Raw genomic sequence first — 24,435 nt, forward strand, 5'->3', positions numbered from 1 at the left:
GTGTGCCCGCGCCAGTGCTCGCCCGCTACCAGGCGTCCTCGGTGAACGTCATCGGCTCGTCGTCGTCACGCGGTGCGGGCTTCGGCGGTTCGACGCGTGGTTCCTCGCCGCGGCACAGCGCGGCCAGGGCGTCGCGGTCCGCCTCCAGCGCCGCCTTCACGCCGCGGTCGTCGGCGGCCTCGCCCATGAGCACCTGGCGCCAGCTCAGGTAGCCGCCCGCGATCCGGCGCTGCAACGCCTGCAGCTCCGGCGTCGCCGCGTTCGACTTCGCGTACTGCATCACCCGGCGCACGTCGTCGGCCGACGGCTCGCGCTGCGGGTACCGCAGCTTCGCCGCCTCGCGCATCGCCTTGTCGGCATCGGCGACCGACCTGGCCAGCACGTCCTCCGCCGTGAGCACCTCCGCCGTCCGCCACGCGCTCACCGCACACCCCTTCCCACGCGCCGATCCCCGCTGCGACGCACGGCACGCCCCGCGCGTTCCCATGAAAGCAGGAATCACCGGCCCCACATGCCGGTCGAGCGGAACCTCGCCAACGCGGCCAGGTGCGGTTCCAGGTCCATGCCCTGCGCGGCCACCCACTCGTCGTCGTAGTACGTGTGCGCGTACCGCTCGCCGCCGTCGCACAGCAGCGTCACGACGCTCCCGCGCAACCGCGACGCCCGCATCTCCGCGATCAGCTGGAACGCGCCCCACAGGTTCGTGCCGGTCGACCCGCCCACGCGCCGCCCGAGCACGTCCTCGACGTGCCGGATCGTCGCCACCGACGCCGCGTCCGGCACCTTGATCATCCGGTCGATCACGTTGCCGATGAACGACGGCTCCACCCGCGGTCGCCCGATGCCCTCGATCCGCGACCCGCGCGTCCCGGTCAACGACGGGCTCCCGTCGCGCCACGCGTCGAAGAACACCGAGTGCTCCGGGTCCACCACCGCCAACCGGGTCCGCAGCTTCCGGTAGTGGATGTAGCGGCCGATGGTGGCGCTCGTGCCGCCGGTGCCCGCACCCACCACGACCCACTCCGGCTCGGGCGCGGACTCCAGCGCCATCTGCTGGAACACCGACTCGGCGATGTTGTTGTTGCCGCGCCAGTCCGTCGCCCGCTCGGCGTGCGTGAACTGGTCCATGAAGTGCCCGTTCAGCTCGGCCGCGAGCCGCCGGGACTCGTCGTAGATCGCGCCCGGCTCGTCGACGAAGTGGCACCGCCCGCCCTGGCGCTCGATCAGCGTCACCTTCTCCTGGCTGGTGGAACGGGGCATCACCGCGATGAACGGCAACCCGAGCAGGCGCGCGAAGTACGCCTCCGACACCGCCGTGGAGCCGGACGACGCCTCGATCACGGGCGTGCCGCCGACCACCCAGCCGTTGCAGATCGCGTAGAGGAACAGCGAGCGCGCGAGCCGGTGCTTGAGCGAGCCGGTGGGGTGGGTCGACTCGTCCTTCAAGTACAGGTCGATGCCCCACTCCGGTGGGAGGGGGAAGTGCAGCAGGTGCGTGTCGGCGCTGCGGTTGGCGTCCGCTTCGATGATGCGGACGGCCTCGCACACCCATTCCCTGGTCCGGGAGCTACATCGGTCTACCGAAGTCGTCACGCCGGCACGATAACTTCTGCGACGTGACCTCACTTCCGATCGGCCCACTCCGCGGCAGCCTCCTCGCCGGCGCCGTCGGCGACGCGCTCGGCGGTTCGATCGAGTTCGACCGGATCGACCGCATCCGGGGCCGGTTCGGTCCATCGGGCCTCACCGACTACGCGCCCGCCTACGGCCGGCTCGGCGCGATCACCGACGACACGCAGATGACCCTGTTCACGCTGGAAGGCCTGCTGCTGGCCCGCAAGCGCGGCAGCGACCCGGTGCACGAGGTGCGGGTGGCGTACGCGCGGTGGCTGCGCACGCAGGGCGGCCCGGAGGTCAGACCGGACGGGTGGCTGCTGGACGTGCCCGAGCTGCACGACCTGCGCGCGCCCGGCAACACGTGCCTGACCGCGTTGCGCTCGGGCGTGCTGGGCACGGTGGACGCGCCGATCAACGACTCCAAGGGCTGCGGCGCCGTGATGCGCGCGGCGCCGGTGGCATTGTGGTCCGACGACGTGCGCGAGGTGTTCGAGCTGGCCGCCGCGACCGGCGCGCTGACCCACGGCCACCCCAGCGGCTACCTGTCCGCGGGCGTGCTGGCCGTGCTCGTGGGGCAGCTGCTGGCGGGCGCGCCGCTGCCGGCCGCGATCGAGGTGGCCCGCGCCGAGCTGATCAGGTGGGACGGCCACGAGGAGCAGCTGGCCCTGCTGGACCTCGCCGTCGAGCTGGGCGTCGGCGGCGTGCGGCCGACGCCCGAGGTGATCGAGACGGCGTTGGGCGGCGGGTGGGTCGGCGAGGAGGCGCTGGCGATCGCGGTGCTGACCGCGCTGGCCGCGCGCGACCTGGCCGACGGGCTGCTGCTCGCGGTCAACCACTCCGGGGACAGCGACTCGACCGGCGCGCTGTGCGGGAACCTGCTCGGCGCCCGGGACGGCGTCGAGGCCATCCCGGGGCACTGGCTGGAGGCGCTGGAGCTGCGGGACGTGATCGAGCGCCTGGCCGACGACGCGGCGGTGGCGTTCGCGCGGTGACCGGACGCGCCGCCGCGGACCCGTCCGCTCCGATCAGGACGGCCGGCGCACGAACTGCGGCAGGCGTTGCAGGCCGTACGGGTAGGGCAACGGCCGGCTGCTGACGTCGGTCAGGCGCTCCAGCCGGTCGTCGTCGAGCGACCAACCGGTGGCGCCGAGGTTGTCCCGGAGCTGCTCCGGGGTCCGGACCCCGATGATCGGGGCGGTCACCCCGGGCCGCTGGAGCAGCCAGCGCAGGGCGACCTGGGACGGCGTCCTCCCGACCTCGGCGGCCACGGTCGAGACCGCCTCCACGACCTGCCAGGTGCCCTCGGTCGCGTCCTGGTGCACCGACTGCCGCCGATCGGCCAGCCTGGTGCCGGCCGGGGCCTCGGTCATCTCGCGGGTGTACTTGCCGGTCAGCCTGCCGCCGCCGAGCGGGCTCCACGGGATCAGGCCGAGGCCCTCGTTGCGGCAGATCGGCAGCAGTTCGAGCTCCACGTCGCGGTCGAGCAGGTTGTAGAGCGGTTGCAGGCTGACGAACGGCTCCCACCCGTGGTGACGGGCGAGGTCGATCGACTTCTGCAGCTGCCAGCCGGTGTAGTTGCTGGCGCCGACGAATCGCACCTTGCCGCTGCCGACCAGTCGGTCGAGGGTGGACAGGGTCTCCTCGATCGGGGTGGCGTCGTCGAAGACGTGGATCTGGTAGAGGTCGACGTAGTCGGTGCCGAGCCGCCGGAGGCTCTCCTCCACGGCCCGCACCAGGTGCTTGCGGCCGGCGCCGTTCACCGGTGCGCCGGCGGCCATCTCCCCGTACGCCTTGGTGGCGATCACCAGGTCGTCGCGGTTCCGCGAGCGCAGCCAGCTGCCGAGGATCTGCTCCGAACCGCCGTGCTGGTAGGTGTCGGCAGTGTCGACGAAGGTGCCGCCCGCGGCGGTGAAGTCGTCGAGGATCCGGTGGGCGGTCGGCTCGTCGGTCTGGCTGCCGAAGGTCATGGTGCCGAGCGCGAGTTCGCTGACCTCGAGCCCGGTTCTTCCGAGGAATCGCCGTTGCACGGTCGAACAGTGGCACGGGTCGCGGCCGGGGACCGGGCCAATTCCCGGCGGGAATCCCGCGCCGATTCGCCGCCGGGCCGGACCGTCGGGGACGACGGGCGGACCCCGACGGGTGGACAACCCTTAATCTACATAGGTAGGCTTGAGGCGTGGAACCGCTCGCACGCATCGGAGGCGCCACCGTCGACGTGCTGGAGGTGCTCCTCGGGAGCGACCAGCCGCGCTGGGGCCTGGAGATCATCAAGCTGACCGGGCGCCCGTCCGGCAGCGTCTACCCGCTGCTCGACCGCCTGGAACGGGCCGGGTGGGTCACCTCGTCGTGGGACGACGACAGCGAACGCCGGGGCCCGCGCCGCCGGATGTACGTGCTCACGCCCGAAGGCGCCCAGGAGGCGCTCAAGGTGTGCGCGAAGGCCGCGAGCCGAACGAAGGCCAAGCCCGTCACCCGACCGGAGGTCGCCCGATGAGCAGACTCACGACCCGACTGGCCCTCGCCGTGGTCCGAGCCGCCGCCCTGCGGCTGCGGCGCGAGCAGCGGGACCGCTACCTGGAGCAGTGGCGCGCCGACGTCGAGGGCGCGCGGGAGCTGGGCCTGAACCCGCTCGGCGTGGCGTTCGGCGCGGCCCGCATCGCGAACCGGGAGCGCAAGCCGGTGCTGCTGCCGATCGGCCCGCTGGCGCTGGCCCTGCGGCTGCGCGAGAGCACGAACATCGGCGCCGTGCTGGCCGTGATGGTGCTGGCCAACGTCGGCGGGGCGATCCTGCTGGTGCTGTGAGGCGCTAGGCGGCGTCGCCGCGCAACTGGGCGCGCAGCTTCTCGCGTTCGGCGCGGCGCACCGCCTGCTTCTCCTCGAGGCCCTGCGCGACCCGCTTGCGCAACCCGCCGAACACGAACAGCGACAGCGGCAGGGCCACCACCACGCCCACGGCGAGGGCGACCAGCAGCGGCACGTTCACGAGCACGAGCAGCGCGGTGACCGCGGCGACCATGCCAAGGCGCGCGCCGATGTAGAGCGTCACATCACGACCCAGGTGCACGGTTACCCAGGTTACGCGTCGTCCGCGGGACCGGCCGCCGCGGTGTTCGGACGGCCCTCGAACCGGGTGGACAGCACCACCGTGGTGCGCGTGCGCGCGACGCCCTGGATGCGCCGCAGCCGGCCGAGCGAGCGTTCCAGGTCGTCCACCGTGGCGACCCGCACCTTCACGATGAACGACTCGTCGCCGGCCACCCGGTAGCACGACTCGACCTCGACCAGCTCGGCCAGCGCGACGGCCAGCTCGTCGTCGTCCGCGGTGTCGGTGGGGTGGATGCTGACCAGGGCGGTCACGCCGAGGCCGACGGCGCTCGGGTCGACCACCGCGTGGTAGCCGACGATCACGCCGGTGGCTTCCAGCTTGCCGACCCGTTCGTGCACGGCGGAGGCCGAGAGGCCCACCTTGCGCCCCAGGTCGGCGTAGGTGGCCCGGCCGTTCTCCCGCAGCGCGGCGATGATCTGTCGATCAAGAGCGTCCACCGGTCACAGGGTAGGCCCACCGACCTCGATGTCCGAACCGCGCGCTTCGTCCCTTACTACCTCTTTACCATCACCCAAGCGTTCGAGTACCCGATGGGTGGGGTGCCACGATGCGTCCGGTACGTCTGATCGCCATCGGGGAGGATGCCGTGACCGTGACGCAGGGACACCAGGGGGAACGCCTGCTGACACCGGGTGAGGTCGCGAACTTGTTCCGGGTCGACCCGAAGACGGTCACCCGCTGGGCCACCGCCGGTCGGATCGGCTCGATCCGCACGCCGGGCGGGCACCGCAGGTTCCGGGAGTCCGAGGTGCAGCAGCTGTTGTCCCAGCTGACCACGGAGGCGACGGAGCCGGTTCGGCACTGACGACGTGCACCTCCGCGACACGGGTAATCTCGTGGCAAAGGAGGTGGCGACCATGCTCTACCTGCTCGCGGTGATCGGTGCGCTCACCATCGCCGTGCTGCTGTGGCGTGCGTTCGGACCGAACCGGGTCGATACCGCCCCCAGTCGTCGGATCGTGGCGCCGGACGACGACCCGGACTTCCTGCGCAAGCTCGGTGAGCAGCGCAAGAAGAAGCCGGACGACGAAGAGTGACAACGGTGGGGCCTCGCACCGAGGCCCCCTCGTCGCGTCAGTTGTTCGGGAAGTCGTCGGCCACGGTGGCGGCGAGCTCCAGCAGCGCGAGCCGGGTGTCCGGTGCGAGCTTGTCCAGCTCGATCTCCGCACCCTCTTCCAGGTGCGTGTCGAACGGGATCCGCACCACGGCGCGGCACCGCTGGGCGAAGTGCGCGGCCAGCTTGTCCAGGTCGACCTTGCCCGAGCCCGGCCGCACCGAGTTGATCACCGCGACGGACTTCGCGACCAGGTCGCGGTAGCCGTGGGCGTCCAGCCAGTCCAGCGTCGCCGCCGAGGTCTGCGCGCCGTCCACCGAGCCTGAGGACACCAGCACCAGCGAGTCGGCCTGGTCCAGCACGCCCTTCATGGCCGAGTGCATCAAGCCGGTGCCGCAGTCGGTGAGCACGATGTTGTAGAAGAGCTCCAGCAGCCCCATCGTGCGCAGGTAGTCGAGGTCGCTGAACGCCTCCGACACCGCCGGGTCCTGCTCCGACGCCAGCACCTCGAGCCGGCTGGGCGACTGCGAGGTGTACGCGCGCACGTCGCTGTACCGGGTGATCTTCGAGGCGTCGCGCAGCAGGTGCCGCACGGTCGCCGTGGTCTCCCTGGGCACCTTCAGCGCCAGCGTGCCGCGGTCGGGGTTGGCGTCCACCGCGATGACCCGGTCGCCGCGCAGCGAGGAGAACGTCGAGCCGAGCGTGGTCGTCGTCGTGGTCTTGCCGACGCCGCCCTTGAGGCTCAGCATGGCGATCTTGTAGCAGCCGCGCAGCGGCTGGTTGATCCGGCCGATCAGCTCACGCCTGCGGACGTCCGCGGGGCTCTCGCCGAAGTTGACCAGACCCCCGGTGACCGAGTGCACGGTCTTGCGCCAGCCGGACTGCGGCTTGCGCTTCGCGCGCTTGATCAGCTGCTGCGAGGACACGTCGTTGGCGTTGGCCGCCCGCTGCGGTTGCTGCTGCTGCGGCTGGACGCTCTGCGGGAAGTTGTTGGGGAACCCGCCCTGGTACTGGTGCGGTCCCGACTGGTTCGGTCCCGGCTGGCCGGGGTACGGGCCGGACTGGCCGCCGGAGACCTGGTAGGCGCCCGACTGGCCGCCCGCCACCTGGTAGGCGCCCGACTGCTGCCCGGAGACCTGGTACGCGCCGGACTGCTGGCCCGAGACCTGGTACGGCCCGGACTGCTGACCCGACACGGGGTAGGGGCCCGACTGCTGGCCCTGCACCGGGTACGGCCCGGACTGCTGGCCCTGCGCCGGGAACCCGCCCGACGGGGGGCCGGTCACCGGGCCGGACTGCGCCGGGTCGAGGTAGACGGTCTGGGGGTCGACGTAGTGGGCACCCGATCCCGGCTCGACCTGGTAGCCGCCCGACTGGTTCGGGTTGGGCTGCTGCCCGTCCGCTCCGGTCGACTGCTGCCACGACGGCTCAGGATTCTCGTAGCGACCGGTCACCGCTGGGGTCCTCCCTGAGCGAAGCGGATCGAGACCTCCCCGACCCCACGCGTCCGACGGTAGTCGGCCACCAGTGGTTCCACGACACTGGGTGCTCGCTCCCCCGAGCATCGCGGACGGGGCCGCGAACACCGCGTTACACGTGGTCTACGGCATCAGCCGACGCCCGCGTACGAGTGCATCCCAGTCGTTACGAGGTTGATGAAGAACAGGTTGAACACGGTCAGCGCGAAGCCGAGCGAGTTGATCCACGCGGCGGGCCTGCCGCGCCACCCCGCCGTGGCCCGCGCGTGCAGGTACGCCGCGAAGACGACCCACGAGACGAACGCCACGGTCTCCTTCGGGTCCCAGCCCCAGAACCGGCCCCACGCCGCCTCGGCCCAGATCGCGCCGCAGATGATGCCGATGGTGAACAGCGGGAACGCGAACACCGTGCTGCGGTAGGCGAGCCGGTCGAGCACGTCGGCGTCGGGCAGCCGGGTGAACCGCGCGCGGCCGGAGGTCTTCAGCAGGTACAGCACGCTGGCCACGCCGGGCACCAGCAGCACGCCGCTGGACACCGAGATCACCGACACGTGCACCACGAGCCAGTACGACTGCAACGCGGGCTGCACGGGCGCGGCGTCGGCGTAGAGCACCGTGCCGCCGAGGAACATCAGGATCACGATCGGCACGAGCACGAAGCCGCCGAGCTTGCGGACGTCGAACGTGCGCGACAGCACGAGCCACGTCACGACGGCGGCCAGCGTGAGCAGCGAGCCGTACTCGTACATGTTGCCCCACGGCGCGCGCTCGGTCGCGAACCCGCGCAGCACCAGGGACGCGGTCTGCAGCACCGCGCCGAGCACGGTCAGCGCCACGCCCATGCGGCCCAGGCGTTCGGCGCGGGACCGCTCCGGCTCGGTGACCCGGCCGGGCGTCCACGTGCCGTCGGCCCGCGTGCCGCCCGACACGACGGCCGCCGCGGCCGGTTCGCGGGTCTTGGCGGGTCGGGCGAACGCCGCCTCGCACAGGTACAGCACGGCGGCGAAGAAGTAGATCGCCACGGCCGCGCCGTAGGTCCAGTCGCTGTAGGTCGCCAGCGCCGTGTTGACCGGCATCAGCTCTCCTCCTTGTGGGCGAGCAGGTCGCGGGAGAGCTCGGTGAACTCCTCGCCGTACCCGGCCTGATCAGTGCGCGCGAGGCCGCCGACCTCGACAACGGTACGCCCGTCCGGCCCCGGTGCGGCCCGCACCCAGACGCGGCGGCGCTTGATGCTCAGCGAGACGGCCAGCCCCAGGATGACCAGCACCGAGAACACGAGCACCCACACCTGCGTGGGGTCGTGGGACACCTGCAACGACACCCAGTCGCGGACGCCGTCGAAGCGGATCACGGTGCCGTCGTCGAGCGTCAGCTGCTCGCCCTGCATGAGGTTCTGCCGGGCGACCTTGGTCAGCTTGCCGTCGCGGACCATCTTCTGGTCGATCGAGAAGATGGACTGGCCGCGACCGGAGTCGGTGCCCAGGTCGCCGCGGTAGACGTCGATCGCGACCGCCGGGTCGTTCGCGGCGGGGAACGCGGAGTCGAGCAGCTCGCCCTGGAAGACGGCGGTCGGCGCGAGCAGGCCGGTGATCGCGAGCTGGCTCTTGCGGCGCTGCTCGGCGTCCGGCACGTTCGGCGGGTCGAACTTCGTCGCGCCCTCCGAGGCGAGCGTGACCTGGTCGACCGGGCGCCACTGGGTCGCGCCGGAGCGGGTCTCGCCGTTGGGGAAGGTGACCGTGAACAGCGGCGTGTAGCCGTGGCCGAGGAGGTAGACCCGGTCGCCCGCCGTGCGCAGCGGGCTGTTGACCTCCAGCGGGTACGGCCGCCACGCGCCGGTCCGCAGGTCCGCGCCCGACTGGTACTGGATGGCCGCGTGGAAGCTCTCCGCCTGGCCGTTGTGCAGGTAGGTGGCGTCGAAGTCGTCGACCCGCACGCAGAACTGGTTGAGCCGCGTGCCGTCCACGCGCAGGCCGGGGCGGAACGTGTCGTAGTTGTAGACGCCCGAGTTGCAGAACTGGCCGCCGTTCGCCTGCACGATGACCTGGCCCTCGTAGCCGAACATCTTGCCCAGCGCGAACGCGACCAGCAGGCCCAGCAGGGAGAAGTGGAACACCAGGTTGCCGGTCTCGCGGAGGAACCCGCGTTCGGCGCTGATCGTGCGGGCGCCGTCCGCCTCGTCGCGGGTGACGGTCCGCCAGCCCTTGAGCCGGCGTTCGGCGTGCTCGATGACGGCTCGCGGGGACGAGGTCGTGTCGGCGGCGGCGTGGTGCGGCATCCGGGCCAGGTTGCGCGGCGTGAGCACCGGCTTGGCCCGCATCTGCTTGAAGTACTCCCACGTGCGCGGCAGCAGGCAGCCCACCAGCGACACGAACAGCAGCACGTAGATCGCGGAGAACCAGAAGCTCGCGTAGACGTCGAAGAACTGCAGCCGGTCCAGCAGCCGGCCCCACCAGCCGTTGTCGGCGATGTACTCGTCGACCTTGAAGGAGTTCAGCGAGCGCTGCGGCAGCAGCGCACCCGGCATCGCGCCGAGGGCGAGCAGGAAGAGCAGGGTCAACGCGGTGCGCATGGCCGTCAGGCCGCGCCACGTGTTGCGCAGGAAGGCGAGGAGGGCGCGCACTACAACGGCAGTTTCAGGTCGTTGACGACGGCGTCGCGCAGCCAGGCGACGAAGTCGCCCCACAGGCCGGTGACCAGGGCGACGCCGACGGCCATCAGCAGCACGCCGCCGAACACCTGCACCTGGCGGACGTGCGAGCGCAGCCAGCCGGTCGTGCGGACCGCCCAGCGCGCGCCGAGCGCGATCAGGACGAACGGCAGGCCGAGGCCGAGGCAGTAGGCGAGCACGAGGACCCCGCCGCGGGCGGTGACCGAGCCGACCTCGGTGCTGCGGGTCAGCGCCAGCACGCCCGTGAGCGTCGGGCCCAGGCACGGCGTCCAGCCGAGCGCGAACACCCCGCCGAGCAGCGGCGCGCCGAGCAGGCCCGCGCGCGGCGTGCGGTGCAGGCGGATGTCGCGCTGGAGGCCGGGGACGAGCCCGATGAACACCAGTCCCATGGCGATCGTGATGACGCCGCCGACGCGCTGGAGCACATCGCCCTGGACCCAGAACAGGTCGGTCAGCCCGAGCACCACGAACGACATCAGCGCGAACACGATCGTGAAGCCGAGCACGAACAGCAGCGCGGCGCCCGCGACCCGCCAGCGGCCGGTCTTCCTCGCCTCGTCGTCCTGGACCGCCGGCGCTTCCGCGCCGACCAGGCCCGCGAGGTAGGCGAGGTAGCCGGGCACGAGCGGGACCACGCACGGCGAGGCGAACGAGATCGCACCGGCCAGGACCGCCACGCCGGTCGCGAGCAGGATCGGGCCGGAGGTGGCCAGATCGGTCGGATTCACGCCGTCCAGGGTAGGTATCGACTACTTGACGGCTCCCACCGGCATCTGTGTTCGAGGCCACTGCTCCGCAGATGGCGGGCTCGGTCGCCTGGAAGTCGACCGCTCGCGCCTGATTTCCCGACGATCGAAAAGCGTGATCGCCGGGAAATGAGTCGCGAACGATCGACGCGACCTCGCGGCGGCTGTACCCGTCTCAGTGAATGTTTAAACCCGACCATCAACCCTTGTGGGTTAGCGGGCAACTCCATAGCGTGACTGCCATGCGCGCACACCGGCTCACCTTGCCCGTGCTGGCCGTCGCCTTCGCCGTCGTCGCCGCTCCCCTGCCCGGCGGCGCCGCGGAGGCCGGCGGTCCCGGCGTGGAGTGGGTGGAGGTCTTCTCACCGGACGGCACGATCTCGCGGACGCCCGTGGCGGTCACCGTCGAGACCAGGGCCGCGCCCGAGGCGGTGGCCGCCGACGTGGTGGCCATCCAGGAGACCGGCGCGCCGGACCAGCGGTTCGACCTGGTCTTCGTCGGCGACGGCTACACGGCGGGCGAGCTCGGCGTCTTCCACGACCACGTGGTGAGCAAGTGGACGGAGCTGTCCGCGGTCGAGCCGTTCAAGTCCTACCGCCAGTACTTCAACGTCTGGCAGGTCAACGTCGTGTCGAACGAGTCGGGCGTCGACCACGACCCGACCCTGGGCACGGCCCGCGACACGGCTCTCGACATGGGCTTCTGGTGCCAGGGCCGCGACACCCAGACCGAACGCCTGCTGTGCGTGAACCAGACCAAGGCGGGCCAGTTCGGCGCCCTCGCGCCGCAGGCCGACCAGGTCATCGCGCTCGGCAACACAGCCAAGTACGGCGGCGCGGGCGGCGGCGTGGCGACCGCGGCGGGCGCGAACGACCAGGCCGGGCAGATCGCCGTGCACGAGCTCGGCCACTCGATCGGCAAGCTCGCCGACGAGTACGACTACCCGTACGACCAGTACAGCGGCGAGGAGCCGACCGAGGTCAACGTGACCGCGGACCCGACCGGTGCGAAGTGGTCGGCCTACCTGGGCCAGACGTCGCCGGACGGCGGCGTGGTCGGCGCGTTCGAGGGCGCCCGGTACTACAAGCTCGGCCTGTACCGGCCGACCGAGAACTCGATCATGCGCACGCTCGGCCGCGAGTTCAACCTCGTCGGGCGGGACGCGATGATCGACGCGTTCAAGGCCAAGGTGCCGGAGCTGCGCTGATCCCGGCCGTGATCCCGAGCCGCGGTCACCGTCAGGACTCCGCGGCCAGGTCCTTGACCAGCCCGACCAGGTCCGAGGCGATCACGGCGCCGAGGAACGCCGCCGCCACCCGGTGCTGCTTGTCCAGCACGAACGTGGACGGCACGGCGTTGGGCGGCACCCCGCGGAAGGCCAGCATCGCCCGCCCCGACTCGTCGTAGATCGACGGGTAGGTCAGCTGCCGGTTGGCCATGAAGTCCCGCGGCGCCTCGGTCGAGCTCTCCTTGACGTCCACGCCGATGACCTGCACGCCGAGCGGCCCGGTCTCGTCCTGCACCTTCTGCAGCTCCGGGGCCTCGGTCCGGCACGGCCCGCACCACGCTCCCCAGACGTTGACGATCACGACCTTGCCCGCGTAGTCGTCCAGGGAGACGGTCTTGCCGTCCTCCATCAGGCTCGGCCCGGACAGCCCCGTGACCTTCTTGCGCTCGTCGCCGTCGTAGCGCAGCTTCGTCTCGCCGTTGGGCGCGACGAGCTGGAACTCCGAACCGGCCACCACCGCGTCGTCACCGGTCGAGCAGCCGGTGACGAGCAGGAGCGCGACCGCGAGGCCCGAGAGGGCGGAACGGGGCCTCATGCCCCGGTCACCCTCGGGTTCGTCGCGCCGACCGGCTCGGTGTAGACCACGCGCACCAGCTGCTCGCCCTCGAACACGAGGCTGGTCAACGACGCCAGCGAGCACTCGCGGCGACGGGGGTCGTGCCACATCCGCTTGCCCTCCAGGAACCGCCGCAGCGTCCAGATCGGCAGCTGGTGCGACACGCACACGGCCTCGTGGCCCTCGGCCTCGGACCGGGCCCGCTGCACCGCGCCGAGCATCCGGTGCGCGATCGCCAGGTACGGCTCGCCCCACGACGGCCGGAACGGGTTGACCAGCTTCGGCCAGTGCTTGGGCGAGCGCAGCGCGCCGTCGCCGACGGCCACCTTCAGGCCTTCGAACTTGTTGTCCGCCTCGATCAGCCGCTCGTCGGTGTCCAGCTCGAGCCGGTGCGAGTCGGCGATCGGGGACGCGGTCTGCTGCGCCCGGTCCAGCGGCGAGGCCACGACGTGCGCGATGTCGTGGTCGGCCAGGTGCTCGGCCACGGTCAGCGCCTGCTTCTGGCCCCGTTCGGACAGCTTGAAGCCCGGCAGGCGGCCGTAGAGGATGCCGGTCGGGTTGTGCACCTCGCCGTGCCTGAGCAGGTGGACGACCGTGCGGCTCACTGGGTCGCCTCCGCGGCGGCGCGGGCGGCGTGCGGCAGGGCGTCGGCGATGACCTGGAAGTCGTCGTCGGTCATGGCCGCGTTGACGAACCACGCCTCGAAGGCGCTCGGCGGCGCGTACACGCCGCGGTCGAGCAGGGCGTGGAAGAACGCCGGGAAGCGCCACGTCTCGGCGCGCTGGGCGCCCGCGTAGTCGGTGACCTCGGTGTCGGTGAAGAACACGCTGACCAGGTTGCCGGCGAACTGGACCCGGTGCGCGACGCCCGCTTCGGTGAGCGCGGTGGTGAACAGCGCGCCCAGGCGCGTGGCGTTGGCGTCGAGGGTGCGGTAGACGTCGTCCGTGGCGGCGCGCAGCGTGGCCAGGCCCGCCGCCACCGCGACCGGGTTGCCGGACAGCGTGCCCGCCTGGTAGACCGGGCCGGCGGGCGCGAGCTTCGACATCACGTCGGTCCGGCCGCCGAACGCCGCCGCGGGCAGGCCGCCGGACATGACCTTGCCGAACGTGTAGAGGTCGCCCTCGACGTTCTCCAGGCCGTACCAGCCGGCGCGGGACACCCGGAAGCCGGTCATGACCTCGTCCATGATCAGCAGCGCGCCGTTGTCCTGGCAGAGCTGCCTGAGCTCGGCGTTATGCCGGGGCGCGATCGCGCCCATGTTGCCCGCCGCGGCCTCGGTGATCACGCAGGCGATCTCGCCCGGGTTCTCGGCGAAGGCCAGCTTGACGGCCTCGACGTCGTTGTAGGGCAGCACGAGGGTGTCGGCGGCCTGCGCGCCCGTGACGCCGGGTGAGGTGGGCAGGCCGAGCGTGGCGACGCCGGAGCCGGCCTGGGCGAGCAGCGCGTCCACGTGGCCGTGGTAGCAGCCGGCGAACTTGACGACCTTGCGGCGGCCGGTGAAGCCGCGGGCCAGCCGGATCGCGCTCATGGTGGCCTCGGTGCCGGAGTTGACCAGGCGGACCTGGTGCACCGGCGCGACCCGGTCGATGATCTCCTCGGCCAGTTCGACCTCGCCCTCGGTGGGCGTGCCGAACGACAGGCCGTGCACGGCCGCCTCGCGGACGGCGCGCACCACGTCCGGGTGGGCGTGCCCGAGGATCATCGGGCCCCACGACGACACCAGGTCGACGTAGCGGTTGCCGTCGGCGTCCCACAGGTGCGGGCCCTCGCCGCGGACCATGAACCTCGGCGTGCCGCCGACCGAGTGGAAAGCCCGCACCGGGGAGTTCACGCCACCGGGGATCACCGCCGCCGCGCGCTCGAACAGTGCCTGGGATCGCGTCGCTGTCACGCCGTCCAGTCTCACACGTCCGGTTCGGCGACCTGCTTCCGACCACGGGTGCGCACGGCGAGCACGGTCTGGCGCACGGCGTCGAGCAGCAGCACGCCCGCGACCGTGACGAGGCCCACGGACGCGCCGATCCAGTTGCCCCGGAAGCGGGTGGACTCGAGCGGCGGGTGGTCGGGCACGGGGTAGCTGTAGTGCACGACGCCCCGGTTCCAGCACCACACGGCGAACGGCACGAGCAGGGCGATGAGCACCACCTCACCGACCGCGATGAGCGCGCGTTTCGGCTGGTGCAGCGCCGGCCCGCCGGGTTCGGGCTCGGGTTCCGGCGCGGTCTCGGTCTCGACGGTGGCCGCAGTCACGTCGGTCAGCCTCTCATGCCCGCGCGGCTCGTCACCCATGTGCGGTCAGCAGCTTCGCGATCTCGGCCCGGAGCGCGTCGGCGTCCCGCGCCCAGCCCATCACCACCGAGCCGTCGGTGAGCCGGATCGGCACCGCCTCCGTGCCGCGGGGCAGGGACCAGCCGCCGCCGAGCACCTTCGCACCCGACCGGGGCTCGACGCCCTCGACCTCGTCGATCTCGCGCAGCGGCAGCTCCTCGCGGCCCTGGTGCAGGGCGACGGGCGTGAGGCGCACGGCGAACAGGCGACGGCGGCCCTGCACCCAGAGCGCCGTGGGCAGCAGCAGGAGCAGTGCGACGACGAACCACAGGAGCGGGCGGGTGGAGCCGGTCAGCGCCTCGACGGCGAACCCGAGCACGGCGAACACCGGGCCCCACAGCAGCGGCCACCAGGACGTGCCCGGTTCGGTGTACAGGGTCGGCTGGTCCACGGTCGGCTGCTCCTCGTCCGCCCTAGCCCGGGTTCCCGGAGAAGTACTGCCGCGTGCCGGGCAGGAAGCTGAACACCGACGCGGCGGCGGGCAGCGCGAGCCGCAGCACGATCACCACCCAGGACAGCGGACCGGTGTCACCGTCGCGGGCCGCGACGATCGCGGCGGCCAGGGCGAGGACGCCGATGACCAGCGCGCCGCCGCACAGGCCGAGCCGCGCGTGGTAGCTGCCGCCGAGGAGCAGGACCGCGCCCCAGACGCACGCGACGGCCAGGCACGCGCTGGTGAACAGCGCCATGATCGGGCCGAACCCGGCGATCGCGCCGTCCTCGGCGAGCGTCCGCGCGACCGAGCCGACCGGCCAGGACAGGGCGGTCAGGACCCAGAGGACGAAGGAGACGACCACGGCGGTGGGTCGGGCCAGCGCGGCGGTGTGCTGGTCCACGTCGCGCATCTGCCCGGGGTACGGGGACTGGTACGGCGGCTGCGGGCCCGACTGCGGGTACTCGACGGGCCGCATCGGCTGCCCGCCGTACGGGTCGAACGGCGGCTGCGTCATCTCGTCACCGACCTGGTGTACGCGTTCGAAGCGGGCAGGTACATCGCCACGAAGCCGAGCGCGCAGACGCCGAGGAACGCCCACGACCACCCCACGCCGACCAGCCAGTCCACGTACGTCACGCCGGAGGCGAACATCAGCATCGCGACGATCCCGAACGCGCCGACGGGCAGGCTGAGGACGGTGAGCAGGATGCGCGCCCAGTTCCGGCCCGAGCGCAGCTTGGCCGCGGCGAGCACGAACGGCACGGACAGCACCGCGAACCCGAGCGCGAACAGCACCGGCGTCACCCTGGCGGCCACCTCCGCCTCGCCCCTGGTCAGCGCGTCGGGCTCGGCGGCGGAGTCGTGCACGAGGTCGTCGGCGAACGCGTCCAACCCGGTGTAGAACAGGCCGGGCAGCGCGAGCACCACCAGCACCGCGCCCGCGATCCAGCTCCACGAGGCGACGGTCGCGGTGACCGGGCGACGCGGCGCGTACTCGGCCGGGCCGACCGGCGGCATGGGCGCGGGCAGCTGGAAGCCGGGCGGCAGGGGCGTGTTCGACTGCTCCTGCCCCGGCAGCTCCACGTGGTGGAAGGGCGAGGCGAACGGATCCGGTTCCGGCATGGGGTTCTCCGCAGGGGTCAGTGCTGCTTCACCCACTGTGCCGTACCGGGCAGCCAGGTGAACGCCAAACCGACACCGATCAGCAGCAGCGTCACGACGTTCACGGCGCTGGCGCCCGGCAGCACGATCCACAGCACGTGCAGCACGGCCACGCCGGTGAGCACACCGCGTGACCACCGCCTGCCGCGTCGCAGCAGCCACCCGAACAGGCCGTAGCCGATCGTGAAGGCCACCGCCACGACGGTCAGCTGGGCCAGCAGCCCCGGCACCGCCGCCGGGTCGTCGCCCGCGCGGGCGGCGGCCTGCTCGAACTCGTCCCGGCGCAGCCACAGCACCACGTTCTCCAACAGCAGGAACGCGCCGAGGGCGAGCCACACGGCGACCGCGCCGCGCACCACCGCGGGCGGCTGCGCGCTCATCCGGCTCGTTTCACCGAGTCGAAGTAGGCCTTCGAGGCGGGCAGGTACAGGGTCACCACGGCGGCGGCCACGACGAGCACGATGACCAGGCCCACCAGCGAGAACCCGACCAGGTGGTAGAGGAACACCGCCGCGCCGAGCACGGTCAGCGCGATGCGCGCCCAGTTGCGGCCCGCGCGGGCCTTCAGCGCGAAGAACACCATCAGCCCGGCCAGCACCACGCCCATGATCACGAGGAACACCAGGATCGCGGTGACGGTGGACTCCAGCTGCTCCACCGTGATGCCCGGCGTCGGCGGGGCCTTGCGCGCCTCTTCGAGGGCGGTCTCGCGCTGGGTGAGCACGAGCGCGGACGACACGACGAGCAGGATCGCGCTCGCGAGCCAGAGGAAGAAGGACAGGCGGACTTCCTTCGGCTCCGGCACGGCGGGCTGCCCGCCGGATCGGGCCAGCTCCGACTCGCTCAGCGGCGGCGGCGCCGGGGTGTAGGGCTGCTGCGGCGGCGTGTACGGCTGCTGGGGAGGCCGGTTCTCAGGGTCCTGTGGGGTGGTCACGCCTCGAGACGCTAGGGCCCGGTCAAGGTCGTTGTCCACCGCGACAGGCGGTGGGTGCAGACCTGTGACCTGCGACCTCGGGGGTGCGAGGACCGCCAGGTCAGGGGATGCGCGAGCCTGCGGGTCAGGGGATGCGACGGCCGGCGGGTCAGCGGATGCGAGAGCCGGCGGGTCAGGAGCTCCCGGGCGCGGGGCGGGTGGTGAAGTAGCGCGAGACGGAGCTCTGGTACATCAGCACCACGGCGGCCGCGTCGATCAGCATCGTGACCACGCCGAACGCCAGGTCGACGCCGCTGACGGCCAGCCCGAACGCCGCCGCGAAGCCGGACGCGGCCGCGACCAGCCGGACCACGCCGAGGAAGATCCCGACGCCGGCGATGACGGTGAGCACGATCCGCGCCCAGTTGCGGCCGCCGGCCATCCGGTTCGCTAGCAGCGTGTAGACCAGGATCAGGCCGACCGCGATCACCAGCCCGAACACGATGCCGCCGGTCGCGGCGGCGTCCAGGTCGTCCTGGCTCAGGTTCGGCTGCTGCACGCGCAGCTCGCGGATCAGCATCTCGCGGTCGGCGAGCTGCACCATGAACCGGACCACGCCGACCGCGGCGCTGAGGATGAACAGCCAGCGCGCGATGTCGACCAGCTTGGGCGGGGTCGGCTTGGGCGGCTTGGGCGGGGTCGGCCTGTTCAGCGCGTTCGTCATTCCCGGTCCAGCCAACCCGCGGCTTCGACCGCCCAGTAGGTGAGCACGATGTCCGCGCCGGCCCGGCGGATCGACGTGAGCATCTCCAGCACGGTCCGCTCGCGGTCGATCCAGCCGTTGCGGGAGGCGGCCTCGACCATCGCGTACTCGCCGGAGATCTGGTAGGCCGCGACCGGGACGTCGGAGACCTCGGCGACGGCCTTGAGGACGTCGAGGTAGGGCAGCGCGGGCTTGACCATGACCATGTCGGCGCCCTCGGCGAGGTCGAGCGCGACCTCGCGCAGCGCTTCCCGGGCGTTGGCCGGGTCCTGCTGGTAGGTCTTGCGGTCGCCCTTGAGCTGGGACTCGACCGCGTCGCGGAACGGGCCGTAGAGGGCGGACGCGTACTTGGCGCTGTAGGCGAGGACGCCGGTGTCGGTGTGGCCGGCTTCGTCCAGCGCGGCGCGGATGAACCCGATCTGGCCGTCCATCATGCCGCTCGGGCCGACGACGTGCGCGCCCGCGTCGGCCTGGGCGACGGCCATCTCGCCGTAGACCTCGAGGGTGGCGTCGTTGTCCACGGCGCCGTCGGGGGTGAGGACGCCGCAGTGGCCGTGGTCGGTGAACTCGTCCAGGCAGCAGTCCGACATGAGGACGGTCGAGTCGCCGAGTTCCTGGCGGAGGTCGCGCAGGGCGGCGTTGAGGATGCCGTCCGGGTCGGTCGCGCCGGAGCCGACGGCGTCGCGCTCGGCGGGCACGCCGAACAGCATGATCCCGCCGACCCCGGCCTGTACCGCTTCCGCAGCGGCCTTGCGCAGCGACTCGCGGGTGTGCTGGAAGACGCCCGGCATGCTCTGGATCTCGGTCGGCGCGGACGCGCCTTCCTTGACGAACATGGGCAGCACCAGCTGACGCGGGCGCACGGTGGTCTCGCTGACCAGGCGGCGCATGGCCGGCGTGGTGCGCAGGCGGCGGGGGCGGTGGGATGGGAACACTGCGGCACTTCCCTGGTGGTCGGTCTGCTTTGTCGGTGCCCTGTGGTTCGGTATGCGCAAGGGGTGCTGCGGGTGGGGGTACGCCTGTTTTGTTGTAAGGGTCGGGGCTGGGCCGGTTGGGGCTAGTGCGGTGCGATCAAGCCCAGGTCCGGTCCGGTCGAGCCCAGGTCCGGGTCCGGTCAAGTCCGGGTCCGGGTCCGGTCAAGTCCGGGTCCGGGTCCGGTCAAGCCCAAGTCTGGTCAAGTCCGGGCCCGGTTCGGCTCTGGCCGGCTCGATTTGACATGGGGCCCTTACGGGCACCCCAGGCAGGCCGTAGCCGGCAGGCCCGGCGGGGAAAAGCGTCCCGCCAGGCCTGCCGGCTCCGACCAGCCTAAGGCACCCGAACCCATGTCAAATCGGGCCTCGGTAGGTCGGTTCCGGGTCCGTTGGGGCCCGGTTGGTTCAGGCCGTTGCGTCCTGGGTCAGGACCTGCGCAGGCGCTTGGTCTTGCGGGGTGGGGGTAGCGCGCCTTCCGCCCGGAGGCGGGCCGCGTGCTGGGCCAGGGCGTCGACGAGGGCGGGGACGTTGGCGTCCTCCGGTTGGACGTCGACGCGGAGGCCGAACTCGCGGGCCGTCTCGGCGGTCTGCGGGCCGATGCACGCGACCAGGGTGCGGGCGTGGGGCTTGCCCGCGATGCCGACCAGGTTGCGGACCGTGGAGGACGAGGTGAAGCAGACCGCGTCGAAACCGCCCGACTTGATCATCTCGCGGGTGTCCGCGGGCGGCGGGGCGGCGCGGACCGTGCGGTAGGCCGTGACGTCGTCGATCTCCCAGCCCCGTTCGCGCAGGCCGGCCGCCAGGGTTTCGGTGGCGATGTCCGCTCGCGGGAGCAGGACTCGGTCCACCGGGTCCAGTATGTCGTCGTACGGCGGGAAGTCGGCCAGGAGGCCTTCCGAGGACTGCTCGCCGGACGGGACCAGTTCCGGGATGATGCCGAAGCTGCGGACCTTGGCGGCCGTGCTCTCGCCGACGCAGGCGATCTTCACGCCGGAGAACGCGCGGGCGTCCAGGCCGAACTCGCGGAACTTCTCCCAGACCGCGCGGACGGCGTTGGTCGAGGTGAAGACGACCCACTGGTAGCGGCCGTCGACCAGGCCCTTCACCGAGCGCTCCATCTGCGCGGGGCTGCGCGGTGGCTCGACGGAGATGGTCGGGACCTCGACCGGGATCGCGCCGTGGGAGTGCAGCCGGTCGCTCATCGCGCCCGCCTGCTCCTTGGTGCGCGGGACGAGGACGCGCCAGCCGTACAGCGCGCGGGACTCCCACCAGGAGAGCTTCGGCCGGCCGGCCACGGCGGCGCCGACGGTGACGACCAGCGGGCCGCCCAGGTCGCCCGCGTCGGCGGCCAGGGAGGCGAGCGTGGTGTCCACGGTGCGCTGGCCGAAGCCGGTGCCGTCGCAGGTCACCGCGACCGGGGTCTGCGGGGCCAGGCCGTTCTCGACGAGCGAGGACGCGGCCTCGGCCAGGTGGCCGCCGGTGGCGTGCAGGACGAGCGTCCCCGGCGCGGCGGCCAGACCGGACCAGTCGGCCACGCCCCGGACGTCGGCTTCGGTGTGGACGGCGCCCAGTGCGACGCCCGCGTAGGCGGGCACCGCGGTGCCGGCGGGGACGCCGGGCACCACGTCGAACGCGATCGTGGTCTTGGAGACGGCCTGGGCCTCCTTCACCACGGAGTCCAGGGTCAGCGGGTCGCCGGCTACGAGGCGGACCACGGCGTGGCCGTTCTTCGCCTCGGCGACCAGGTCCTTCGCGACGTCGGCGGGATCGCCCACGGCGGGTCGCACCTCGACGCCGTCGGGTACCAGCGCCACCACCTCGGCCGGGACGTCCGGGTCCGTGACCACGAGCTCCGCCTTGTGGAGCAGGTCGCGGGCCCGGACCGTGAGCAGCCCGGTGTCGCCCGGACCTGAGCCGACGAACGCGACTCGGCCGGGGGTCTTGCGTGCGCGGGTCATCAGGGCACTCCCCATCAACTACGCCCCGCCGGCGACGCGGTGGCGTGGCCGGAGAGGTCGAGCAACTCGGCGGCCAGCGCGCGGCCGAGTTCCTCTGCTGCGGTCAAGTCACCGGTGGCGGACGCACGGAGGAGGTCGCCGTCCTCCGTCGCCATGACCCCGCGCAGGGACAGGCGGAGAACCACGGTCCCGTCGTCGCTGAGGTCTTCCACCACATCGGCCAGTGCGCCGACCGGCGCGCTGCAGCCTGCCTCGAGCGCGGCCAGGAGGGCACGCTCGGCGGCGACAGCGGCCCTACTGGCCGAATCGTCCAAAGTGGACTGGAGGAGGTGTTCGGCGTCGACGTCGTCGACCCGGCACTCCACTGCGAGGGCGCCCTGCGCGGGCGCGGGGAGCATCTGGATGGGCTCCAAGGTCTCGGTGATCTCGGCGGTGCGGCCGAGGCGGGCGATGCCGGCGCGGGCGAGCACGACGGCGTCCAGCTCGCCGTTCGCCACCTTGCGGATGCGGGTGTCGACGTTGCCGCGGAGCGCGACCACCTCGATGCCCAGTCCGAGGGCGTTGAGCTGCGCGGCGCGGCGGGGTGAGCCGGTGCCCACCTTCGCGCCGGTCGGCAGCTCGCCCAGGGTCAGGCCGTCACGGGCGACCAGCGCGTCGCGCGGGTCCTCCCGCGGCGGGACCGCGGCCAGCGACAGACGCGGGTCGGGCGCCGTGGGCAGGTCCTTGTAGGAGTGCACGGCCACGTCGATCTCGCCGTTCGCGAGCGCGTCGCGCAGCGCCGAGGTGAACACCCCGATGCCGATCTCGGCGATGGGTGCGGACGAGCGGTCACCGGGCGTGGAGATCGTGACGATCTCCACGTTCGCGCCCGCGTCGCGCAGCGCGTCGGCCACGTGGCCGGTCTGCGCGAGCGCGAGGGCGCTGCCGCGGGTGCCGATCCTCAGGGTGCGGTTCACCGCTTCTCACCTTTGGGTTGCGTCGAATGGGGGGTGCTGACGGCGGACGGCGCCTGCGGGTCGAGCCCGAACAGCTCGCGCAGCGCCTCGGCGTAACCGGCCCCACCGGGCGACGCGGCCAGCTCCTTCACCCGCACGGTGGGGGTGTGCAGGAGCTTGTCCACCACCCGGCGCACGGTCTTGGCCAGCTCGTCGCGGACCGGGGCGGGCAGCTCGGGCAGCCGCGAGTCCAGGCGCAGCAGTTCGGCGTCCACCACCTCGGCGGCACGCTTGCGCAGCGCCGTCACGGTGGGCGTGACCCCGGCCGAGCGCTGCCCGGCCAGGTAGGCGCGGACCTCCTCGGCCACGATCTCCGCCGCGCGCAGCGTGCCCTGCCCGGTCGGGGCGTCGGACAGCCTGCGCTGCAGGGTCTCCAGGTCGACCACGCGGACGCCGTCGAGCAGCGTCGCGGCGGGGTCCACGTCCTTGGGCAGGCCGAGGTCGCAGACGACCAGCGGCCGGTCCGGGGCGCGGTCGCCGATGTGCTCCGCGCCGACGACCGTGCCGACGGAGCCGGTGCACGCGAACAGCACGTCGGCCTTGGCGATTTCGTCGGCGAGGCCGGCCAGGCCGGTCGAGGTGGCGTTGACGCCGTCCGCGCGCAGGGCCGTGGCCAGGCGTTCGCCGTTGGCGGGCGTCCGGTTGGCGATCACGACCTCGCCGATGCCCGCGCGGCGCAGGTGGGCGGCGGCCAGGCCGCCCATGGAGCCCGCGCCGACGATGAGGGCGGTGCGGCCTTCGAGGCCACCGAGGGCGGTCGCCGCGTCGGCGAGCGCTTCGGAGACGACGGACGCGCCCGCGTGGTCGATGTCGGTCTCGGTGTGCACGCGCTTGCCGACCCGCAGCGCGTGCTGGATCAGCTCGTGCAGCGTGCGGCCGACCACGCCGTGCTCGTCGGCGGCGTTGTAGGAGTTGCGCAGCTGGCCCAGGATCTGGGCCTCGCCGACCACCATCGAGTCCAGGCCGCCCGCCACCGAGAACAGGTGCTCGACCGCGGCGGCGGAGTAGTGCACGTACAGGTGTTCGAACAGGTCGGCGGGCTCGGCCCCGGCTTGCCGGGCGAGCACCTCCACGACCTCGTTCATGCCGCCGTGGAACGTTTCGACGACCGCGTACACCTCGACCCGGTTGCAGGTCGACAGCAGCACGGCCTCGGACACGCTCGGCGCCTTCAGCAGCTGGTCGAGGACCTTGCCGCGGTCGGCGTCGGCGACCGCGACGCGCTCCAGCACGGGGACCGGGGTGGTCCGGTGGGACAGACCGACGACGAGCACGCTCATGCGCACCCCTCGCCAGGGCTCGGTGTGACAAGACCGTGGCACGCTGTGTCGAACGACTCGCTCGCAAGCTCGCTCGTCATACCGCCGTCACCACCGACCGGCTCACTACCCGCACGATCACGGGCGAATCACCACCCCGTCCACACCGATGCCGTTGACCACGTCACCGGCGGCCTCGTCAGCCCGTCGCGCGACGTGGAACGACAGGATCTGCATCTCGACCGCCAGGTCGACCTTGCGCACTTCGACGTAGTCCGGCACTTGGAGCACGACGGGTGCGAAGTTCAGGATGCACTGGACTCCGGCGGATACCAAACGGTCGCAGACGGCCTGAGCTGCCTGTGGGGGTGTCGCGATGACCCCGATCGAGACCTCGCGCTCCGCGCAGACGGACGTGATGTCGTCGATGTGGTCGACCGGGATGCCGCCTACCGGCACTCCCGTCAGGTCCGGGTCGATGTCGAACAGCGCGGCGACCGGGAAGCCCCGGCTGGGGAAACCGCCGTAGTTGGCCAGCGCGTGACCAAGATTACCGATGCCGACGACCGCGACCGAGTGCTTGCGGGTGAGGCCGAGGATCCGCTCGATGTGGCTGACGAGCACCTCGACGTCGTAGCCGACGCCGCGGGTGCCGTACGAGCCGATGTAGGACAGGTCCTTGCGGAGCTTGGCCGAGTTGACCCCGGCCGCGCCCGCGAGCTCCTCGCTGGAGATGGTCGTCACGCCCTGCTCGACCATGCCCGAGAGGACGCGGAGGTAGACCGCGAGGCGCGCCACGGCCGCCTCGGGGATCGCGCGTGCCCGCTCCCGGACGTCGGCGGGCGCTTCGGCACCGGTCTCCCCTGGGCGGGTCACGACACCGTCACCCTCGCCCCGCTGAGCCGCCACGCTGGAACTCCTCGACATCCGTCGCACTGACCCGCCGGGTATCGCCACCAGCGGAGTGATACACCCACCGTACCGCTTGTGAACGCTTGCACAAAGTCGACGGCCGGCCGCCCGACCACCGCGAGCGCCCCTCGGTGAAAAGGGGGCGTCGCGCCTTCCGGTGGATACGAGGAGACGTGGCTCACCTTGGGGTGAACTTCACGGGAGCGGCGTGTCACGCCGCCGAGC

Annotated in this window: 30 protein-coding genes; 6 read left to right on the forward strand and 24 right to left on the reverse strand. The window is 72.2% G+C overall.

Annotated features, from left to right (window positions below; all coding sequences use genetic code 11):
• Nucleotides 1-25: 25 nt before the first annotated feature.
• Entirely contained in the window at nt 26-424 is a 399-nt protein-coding gene (locus AB0I91_RS03200; RefSeq protein WP_498776369.1) for a hypothetical protein, read from the reverse strand.
• Between the two features lie 74 nt (nt 425-498).
• Nucleotides 499-1,548, reverse strand: coding sequence for an L-cysteine desulfhydrase Cds1 (gene cds1, locus AB0I91_RS03205; protein ID WP_498776367.1), 1,050 nt, complete (start codon nt 1,546-1,548; stop codon nt 499-501).
• Nucleotides 1,549-1,616: 68 nt separating this feature from the next.
• Between cds1 and AB0I91_RS03210 the strand changes: the two genes are divergently transcribed.
• On the forward strand, nt 1,617-2,609 hold the full coding sequence (locus AB0I91_RS03210; protein WP_498776365.1) for an ADP-ribosylglycohydrolase family protein: 993 nt from the start codon (nt 1,617-1,619) through the stop codon (nt 2,607-2,609).
• 33 nt (nt 2,610-2,642) lie between these two features.
• Here the strand turns inward: AB0I91_RS03210 and AB0I91_RS03215 are convergent, their stop codons facing one another.
• On the reverse strand, nt 2,643-3,644 hold the full coding sequence (locus tag AB0I91_RS03215; protein ID WP_499634984.1) for an aldo/keto reductase: 1,002 nt from the start codon (nt 3,642-3,644) through the stop codon (nt 2,643-2,645).
• Between the two features lie 149 nt (nt 3,645-3,793).
• On the opposite strand from AB0I91_RS03215, the gene AB0I91_RS03220 reads away from it, so the two are divergent.
• A complete protein-coding gene (locus AB0I91_RS03220) occupies nt 3,794-4,111 on the forward strand; it encodes a PadR family transcriptional regulator (protein WP_498776361.1) in 318 nt (105 codons plus the stop codon).
• On the forward strand, nt 4,108-4,419 hold the full coding sequence (locus AB0I91_RS03225; RefSeq protein ID WP_499615211.1) for a hypothetical protein: 312 nt from the start codon (nt 4,108-4,110) through the stop codon (nt 4,417-4,419). The genes AB0I91_RS03220 and AB0I91_RS03225 overlap by 4 nt, the downstream gene beginning before the upstream one ends.
• A 4-nt stretch (nt 4,420-4,423) precedes the next feature.
• Here AB0I91_RS03225 and AB0I91_RS03230 read toward each other — a convergent pair whose 3' ends face one another.
• Together AB0I91_RS03230 and AB0I91_RS03235 are read right to left on the reverse strand one after the other, a co-directional pair.
• Nucleotides 4,424-4,681, reverse strand: a complete 258-nt coding sequence (locus AB0I91_RS03230) for a DUF4229 domain-containing protein (protein ID WP_498776357.1) — start codon at nt 4,679-4,681, stop codon at nt 4,424-4,426.
• Nucleotides 4,682-4,692: 11 nt separating this feature from the next.
• Nucleotides 4,693-5,160 carry an Lrp/AsnC family transcriptional regulator gene (locus tag AB0I91_RS03235; protein WP_073886017.1) on the reverse strand — a complete coding sequence of 156 codons (468 nt, stop codon included), beginning with the start codon at nt 5,158-5,160 and terminating at the stop codon, nt 4,693-4,695.
• A gap of 149 nt (nt 5,161-5,309) precedes the next feature.
• Between AB0I91_RS03235 and AB0I91_RS03240 the strand changes: the two genes are divergently transcribed.
• A complete protein-coding gene (locus AB0I91_RS03240; RefSeq protein ID WP_241828460.1) occupies nt 5,310-5,528 on the forward strand; it encodes a BldC family transcriptional regulator in 219 nt (72 codons plus the stop codon).
• Between the two features lie 52 nt (nt 5,529-5,580).
• Complete coding sequence (locus tag AB0I91_RS03245) at nt 5,581-5,760, forward strand: hypothetical protein (protein WP_053715371.1); 180 nt, start codon at nt 5,581-5,583, stop codon at nt 5,758-5,760.
• A gap of 37 nt (nt 5,761-5,797) precedes the next feature.
• Here AB0I91_RS03245 and AB0I91_RS03250 read toward each other — a convergent pair whose 3' ends face one another.
• The 4 genes from AB0I91_RS03250 to AB0I91_RS03265 form a co-directional block, all read right to left on the reverse strand.
• Nucleotides 5,798-7,231, reverse strand: a complete 1,434-nt coding sequence (locus AB0I91_RS03250; RefSeq protein WP_499634987.1) for a MinD/ParA family ATP-binding protein — start codon at nt 7,229-7,231, stop codon at nt 5,798-5,800.
• A 155-nt stretch (nt 7,232-7,386) separates the two neighbouring features.
• Nucleotides 7,387-8,331, reverse strand: a complete 945-nt coding sequence (ccsB, locus tag AB0I91_RS03255) for a c-type cytochrome biogenesis protein CcsB (protein ID WP_498776352.1) — start codon at nt 8,329-8,331, stop codon at nt 7,387-7,389.
• Complete coding sequence (gene resB, locus AB0I91_RS03260; RefSeq protein WP_499615272.1) at nt 8,331-9,824, reverse strand: cytochrome c biogenesis protein ResB; 1,494 nt, start codon at nt 9,822-9,824, stop codon at nt 8,331-8,333. Before resB ends, ccsB begins: the two co-directional genes overlap by 1 nt.
• Before the next feature lie 50 nt (nt 9,825-9,874).
• Nucleotides 9,875-10,651, reverse strand: coding sequence for a cytochrome c biogenesis CcdA family protein (locus AB0I91_RS03265; RefSeq protein WP_498776350.1), 777 nt, complete (start codon nt 10,649-10,651; stop codon nt 9,875-9,877).
• 260 nt (nt 10,652-10,911) lie between these two features.
• Between AB0I91_RS03265 and AB0I91_RS03270 the strand changes: the two genes are divergently transcribed.
• Complete coding sequence (locus tag AB0I91_RS03270; RefSeq protein ID WP_499634990.1) at nt 10,912-11,877, forward strand: M64 family metallopeptidase; 966 nt, start codon at nt 10,912-10,914, stop codon at nt 11,875-11,877.
• 31 nt (nt 11,878-11,908) lie between these two features.
• On the opposite strand, the gene AB0I91_RS03275 is transcribed toward AB0I91_RS03270, so the two are convergent.
• The 15 genes from AB0I91_RS03275 to AB0I91_RS03345 all read right to left on the reverse strand — a co-directional run bounded on the left by AB0I91_RS03275 (nt 11,909) and on the right by AB0I91_RS03345 (nt 24,207).
• Nucleotides 11,909-12,493 carry a TlpA disulfide reductase family protein gene (locus AB0I91_RS03275; RefSeq protein ID WP_499615201.1) on the reverse strand — a complete coding sequence of 195 codons (585 nt, stop codon included), beginning with the start codon at nt 12,491-12,493 and terminating at the stop codon, nt 11,909-11,911.
• Nucleotides 12,490-13,119, reverse strand: coding sequence for a histidine phosphatase family protein (locus AB0I91_RS03280; RefSeq protein ID WP_498776344.1), 630 nt, complete (start codon nt 13,117-13,119; stop codon nt 12,490-12,492). Before AB0I91_RS03280 ends, AB0I91_RS03275 begins: the two co-directional genes overlap by 4 nt.
• Complete coding sequence (gene hemL / locus AB0I91_RS03285) at nt 13,116-14,405, reverse strand: glutamate-1-semialdehyde 2,1-aminomutase (RefSeq protein WP_498776342.1); 1,290 nt, start codon at nt 14,403-14,405, stop codon at nt 13,116-13,118. The genes AB0I91_RS03280 and hemL overlap by 4 nt, the downstream gene beginning before the upstream one ends.
• An 11-nt stretch (nt 14,406-14,416) precedes the next feature.
• Nucleotides 14,417-14,764, reverse strand: a complete 348-nt coding sequence (locus AB0I91_RS03290; protein WP_498776340.1) for a hypothetical protein — start codon at nt 14,762-14,764, stop codon at nt 14,417-14,419.
• A 31-nt stretch (nt 14,765-14,795) separates the two neighbouring features.
• Nucleotides 14,796-15,233: a transport-regulating membrane protein Mce1N gene (gene mce1N, locus AB0I91_RS03295; RefSeq protein WP_498776338.1), complete on the reverse strand. Its 438-nt coding sequence runs from the start codon at nt 15,231-15,233 to the stop codon at nt 14,796-14,798.
• Between the two features lie 22 nt (nt 15,234-15,255).
• On the reverse strand, nt 15,256-15,792 hold the full coding sequence (locus AB0I91_RS03300; RefSeq protein ID WP_499634993.1) for a hypothetical protein: 537 nt from the start codon (nt 15,790-15,792) through the stop codon (nt 15,256-15,258).
• The gene (locus AB0I91_RS03305) at nt 15,789-16,400 is read right to left on the reverse strand and encodes a hypothetical protein (protein ID WP_498776334.1); all 612 of its coding nucleotides are present in this window, start codon (nt 16,398-16,400) and stop codon (nt 15,789-15,791) included. The genes AB0I91_RS03300 and AB0I91_RS03305 overlap by 4 nt, the downstream gene beginning before the upstream one ends.
• Nucleotides 16,401-16,417: 17 nt before the next feature.
• Entirely contained in the window at nt 16,418-16,819 is a 402-nt protein-coding gene (locus tag AB0I91_RS03310) for a hypothetical protein (protein ID WP_498776332.1), read from the reverse strand.
• On the reverse strand, nt 16,816-17,373 hold the full coding sequence (locus tag AB0I91_RS03315) for a hypothetical protein (protein WP_498776330.1): 558 nt from the start codon (nt 17,371-17,373) through the stop codon (nt 16,816-16,818). Before AB0I91_RS03315 ends, AB0I91_RS03310 begins: the two co-directional genes overlap by 4 nt.
• Before the next feature lie 172 nt (nt 17,374-17,545).
• Nucleotides 17,546-18,076: a hypothetical protein gene (locus tag AB0I91_RS03320; protein ID WP_498776328.1), complete on the reverse strand. Its 531-nt coding sequence runs from the start codon at nt 18,074-18,076 to the stop codon at nt 17,546-17,548.
• The gene (hemB, locus tag AB0I91_RS03325) at nt 18,073-19,050 is read right to left on the reverse strand and encodes a porphobilinogen synthase (RefSeq protein WP_498776326.1); all 978 of its coding nucleotides are present in this window, start codon (nt 19,048-19,050) and stop codon (nt 18,073-18,075) included. The genes AB0I91_RS03320 and hemB overlap by 4 nt, the downstream gene beginning before the upstream one ends.
• Before the next feature lie 461 nt (nt 19,051-19,511).
• The gene (locus AB0I91_RS03330; protein WP_230566384.1) at nt 19,512-21,044 is read right to left on the reverse strand and encodes a bifunctional uroporphyrinogen-III C-methyltransferase/uroporphyrinogen-III synthase; all 1,533 of its coding nucleotides are present in this window, start codon (nt 21,042-21,044) and stop codon (nt 19,512-19,514) included.
• 14 nt (nt 21,045-21,058) lie between these two features.
• A complete protein-coding gene (gene hemC / locus AB0I91_RS03335; protein ID WP_498776324.1) occupies nt 21,059-22,000 on the reverse strand; it encodes a hydroxymethylbilane synthase in 942 nt (313 codons plus the stop codon).
• Nucleotides 21,997-23,319 (reverse strand): glutamyl-tRNA reductase, encoded by a 1,323-nt coding sequence (locus AB0I91_RS03340; RefSeq protein ID WP_499634996.1) that lies wholly within the window; start codon nt 23,317-23,319, stop codon nt 21,997-21,999. The genes hemC and AB0I91_RS03340 overlap by 4 nt, the downstream gene beginning before the upstream one ends.
• A 117-nt stretch (nt 23,320-23,436) precedes the next feature.
• A complete protein-coding gene (locus tag AB0I91_RS03345; protein ID WP_230566381.1) occupies nt 23,437-24,207 on the reverse strand; it encodes a redox-sensing transcriptional repressor Rex in 771 nt (256 codons plus the stop codon).
• Between the last annotated feature and the right edge of the window lie 228 nt (nt 24,208-24,435).

Source organism: Actinosynnema sp. NPDC049800 (genome assembly GCF_040656635.1).
Lineage (GTDB): Bacteria > Actinomycetota > Actinomycetes > Mycobacteriales > Pseudonocardiaceae > Actinosynnema.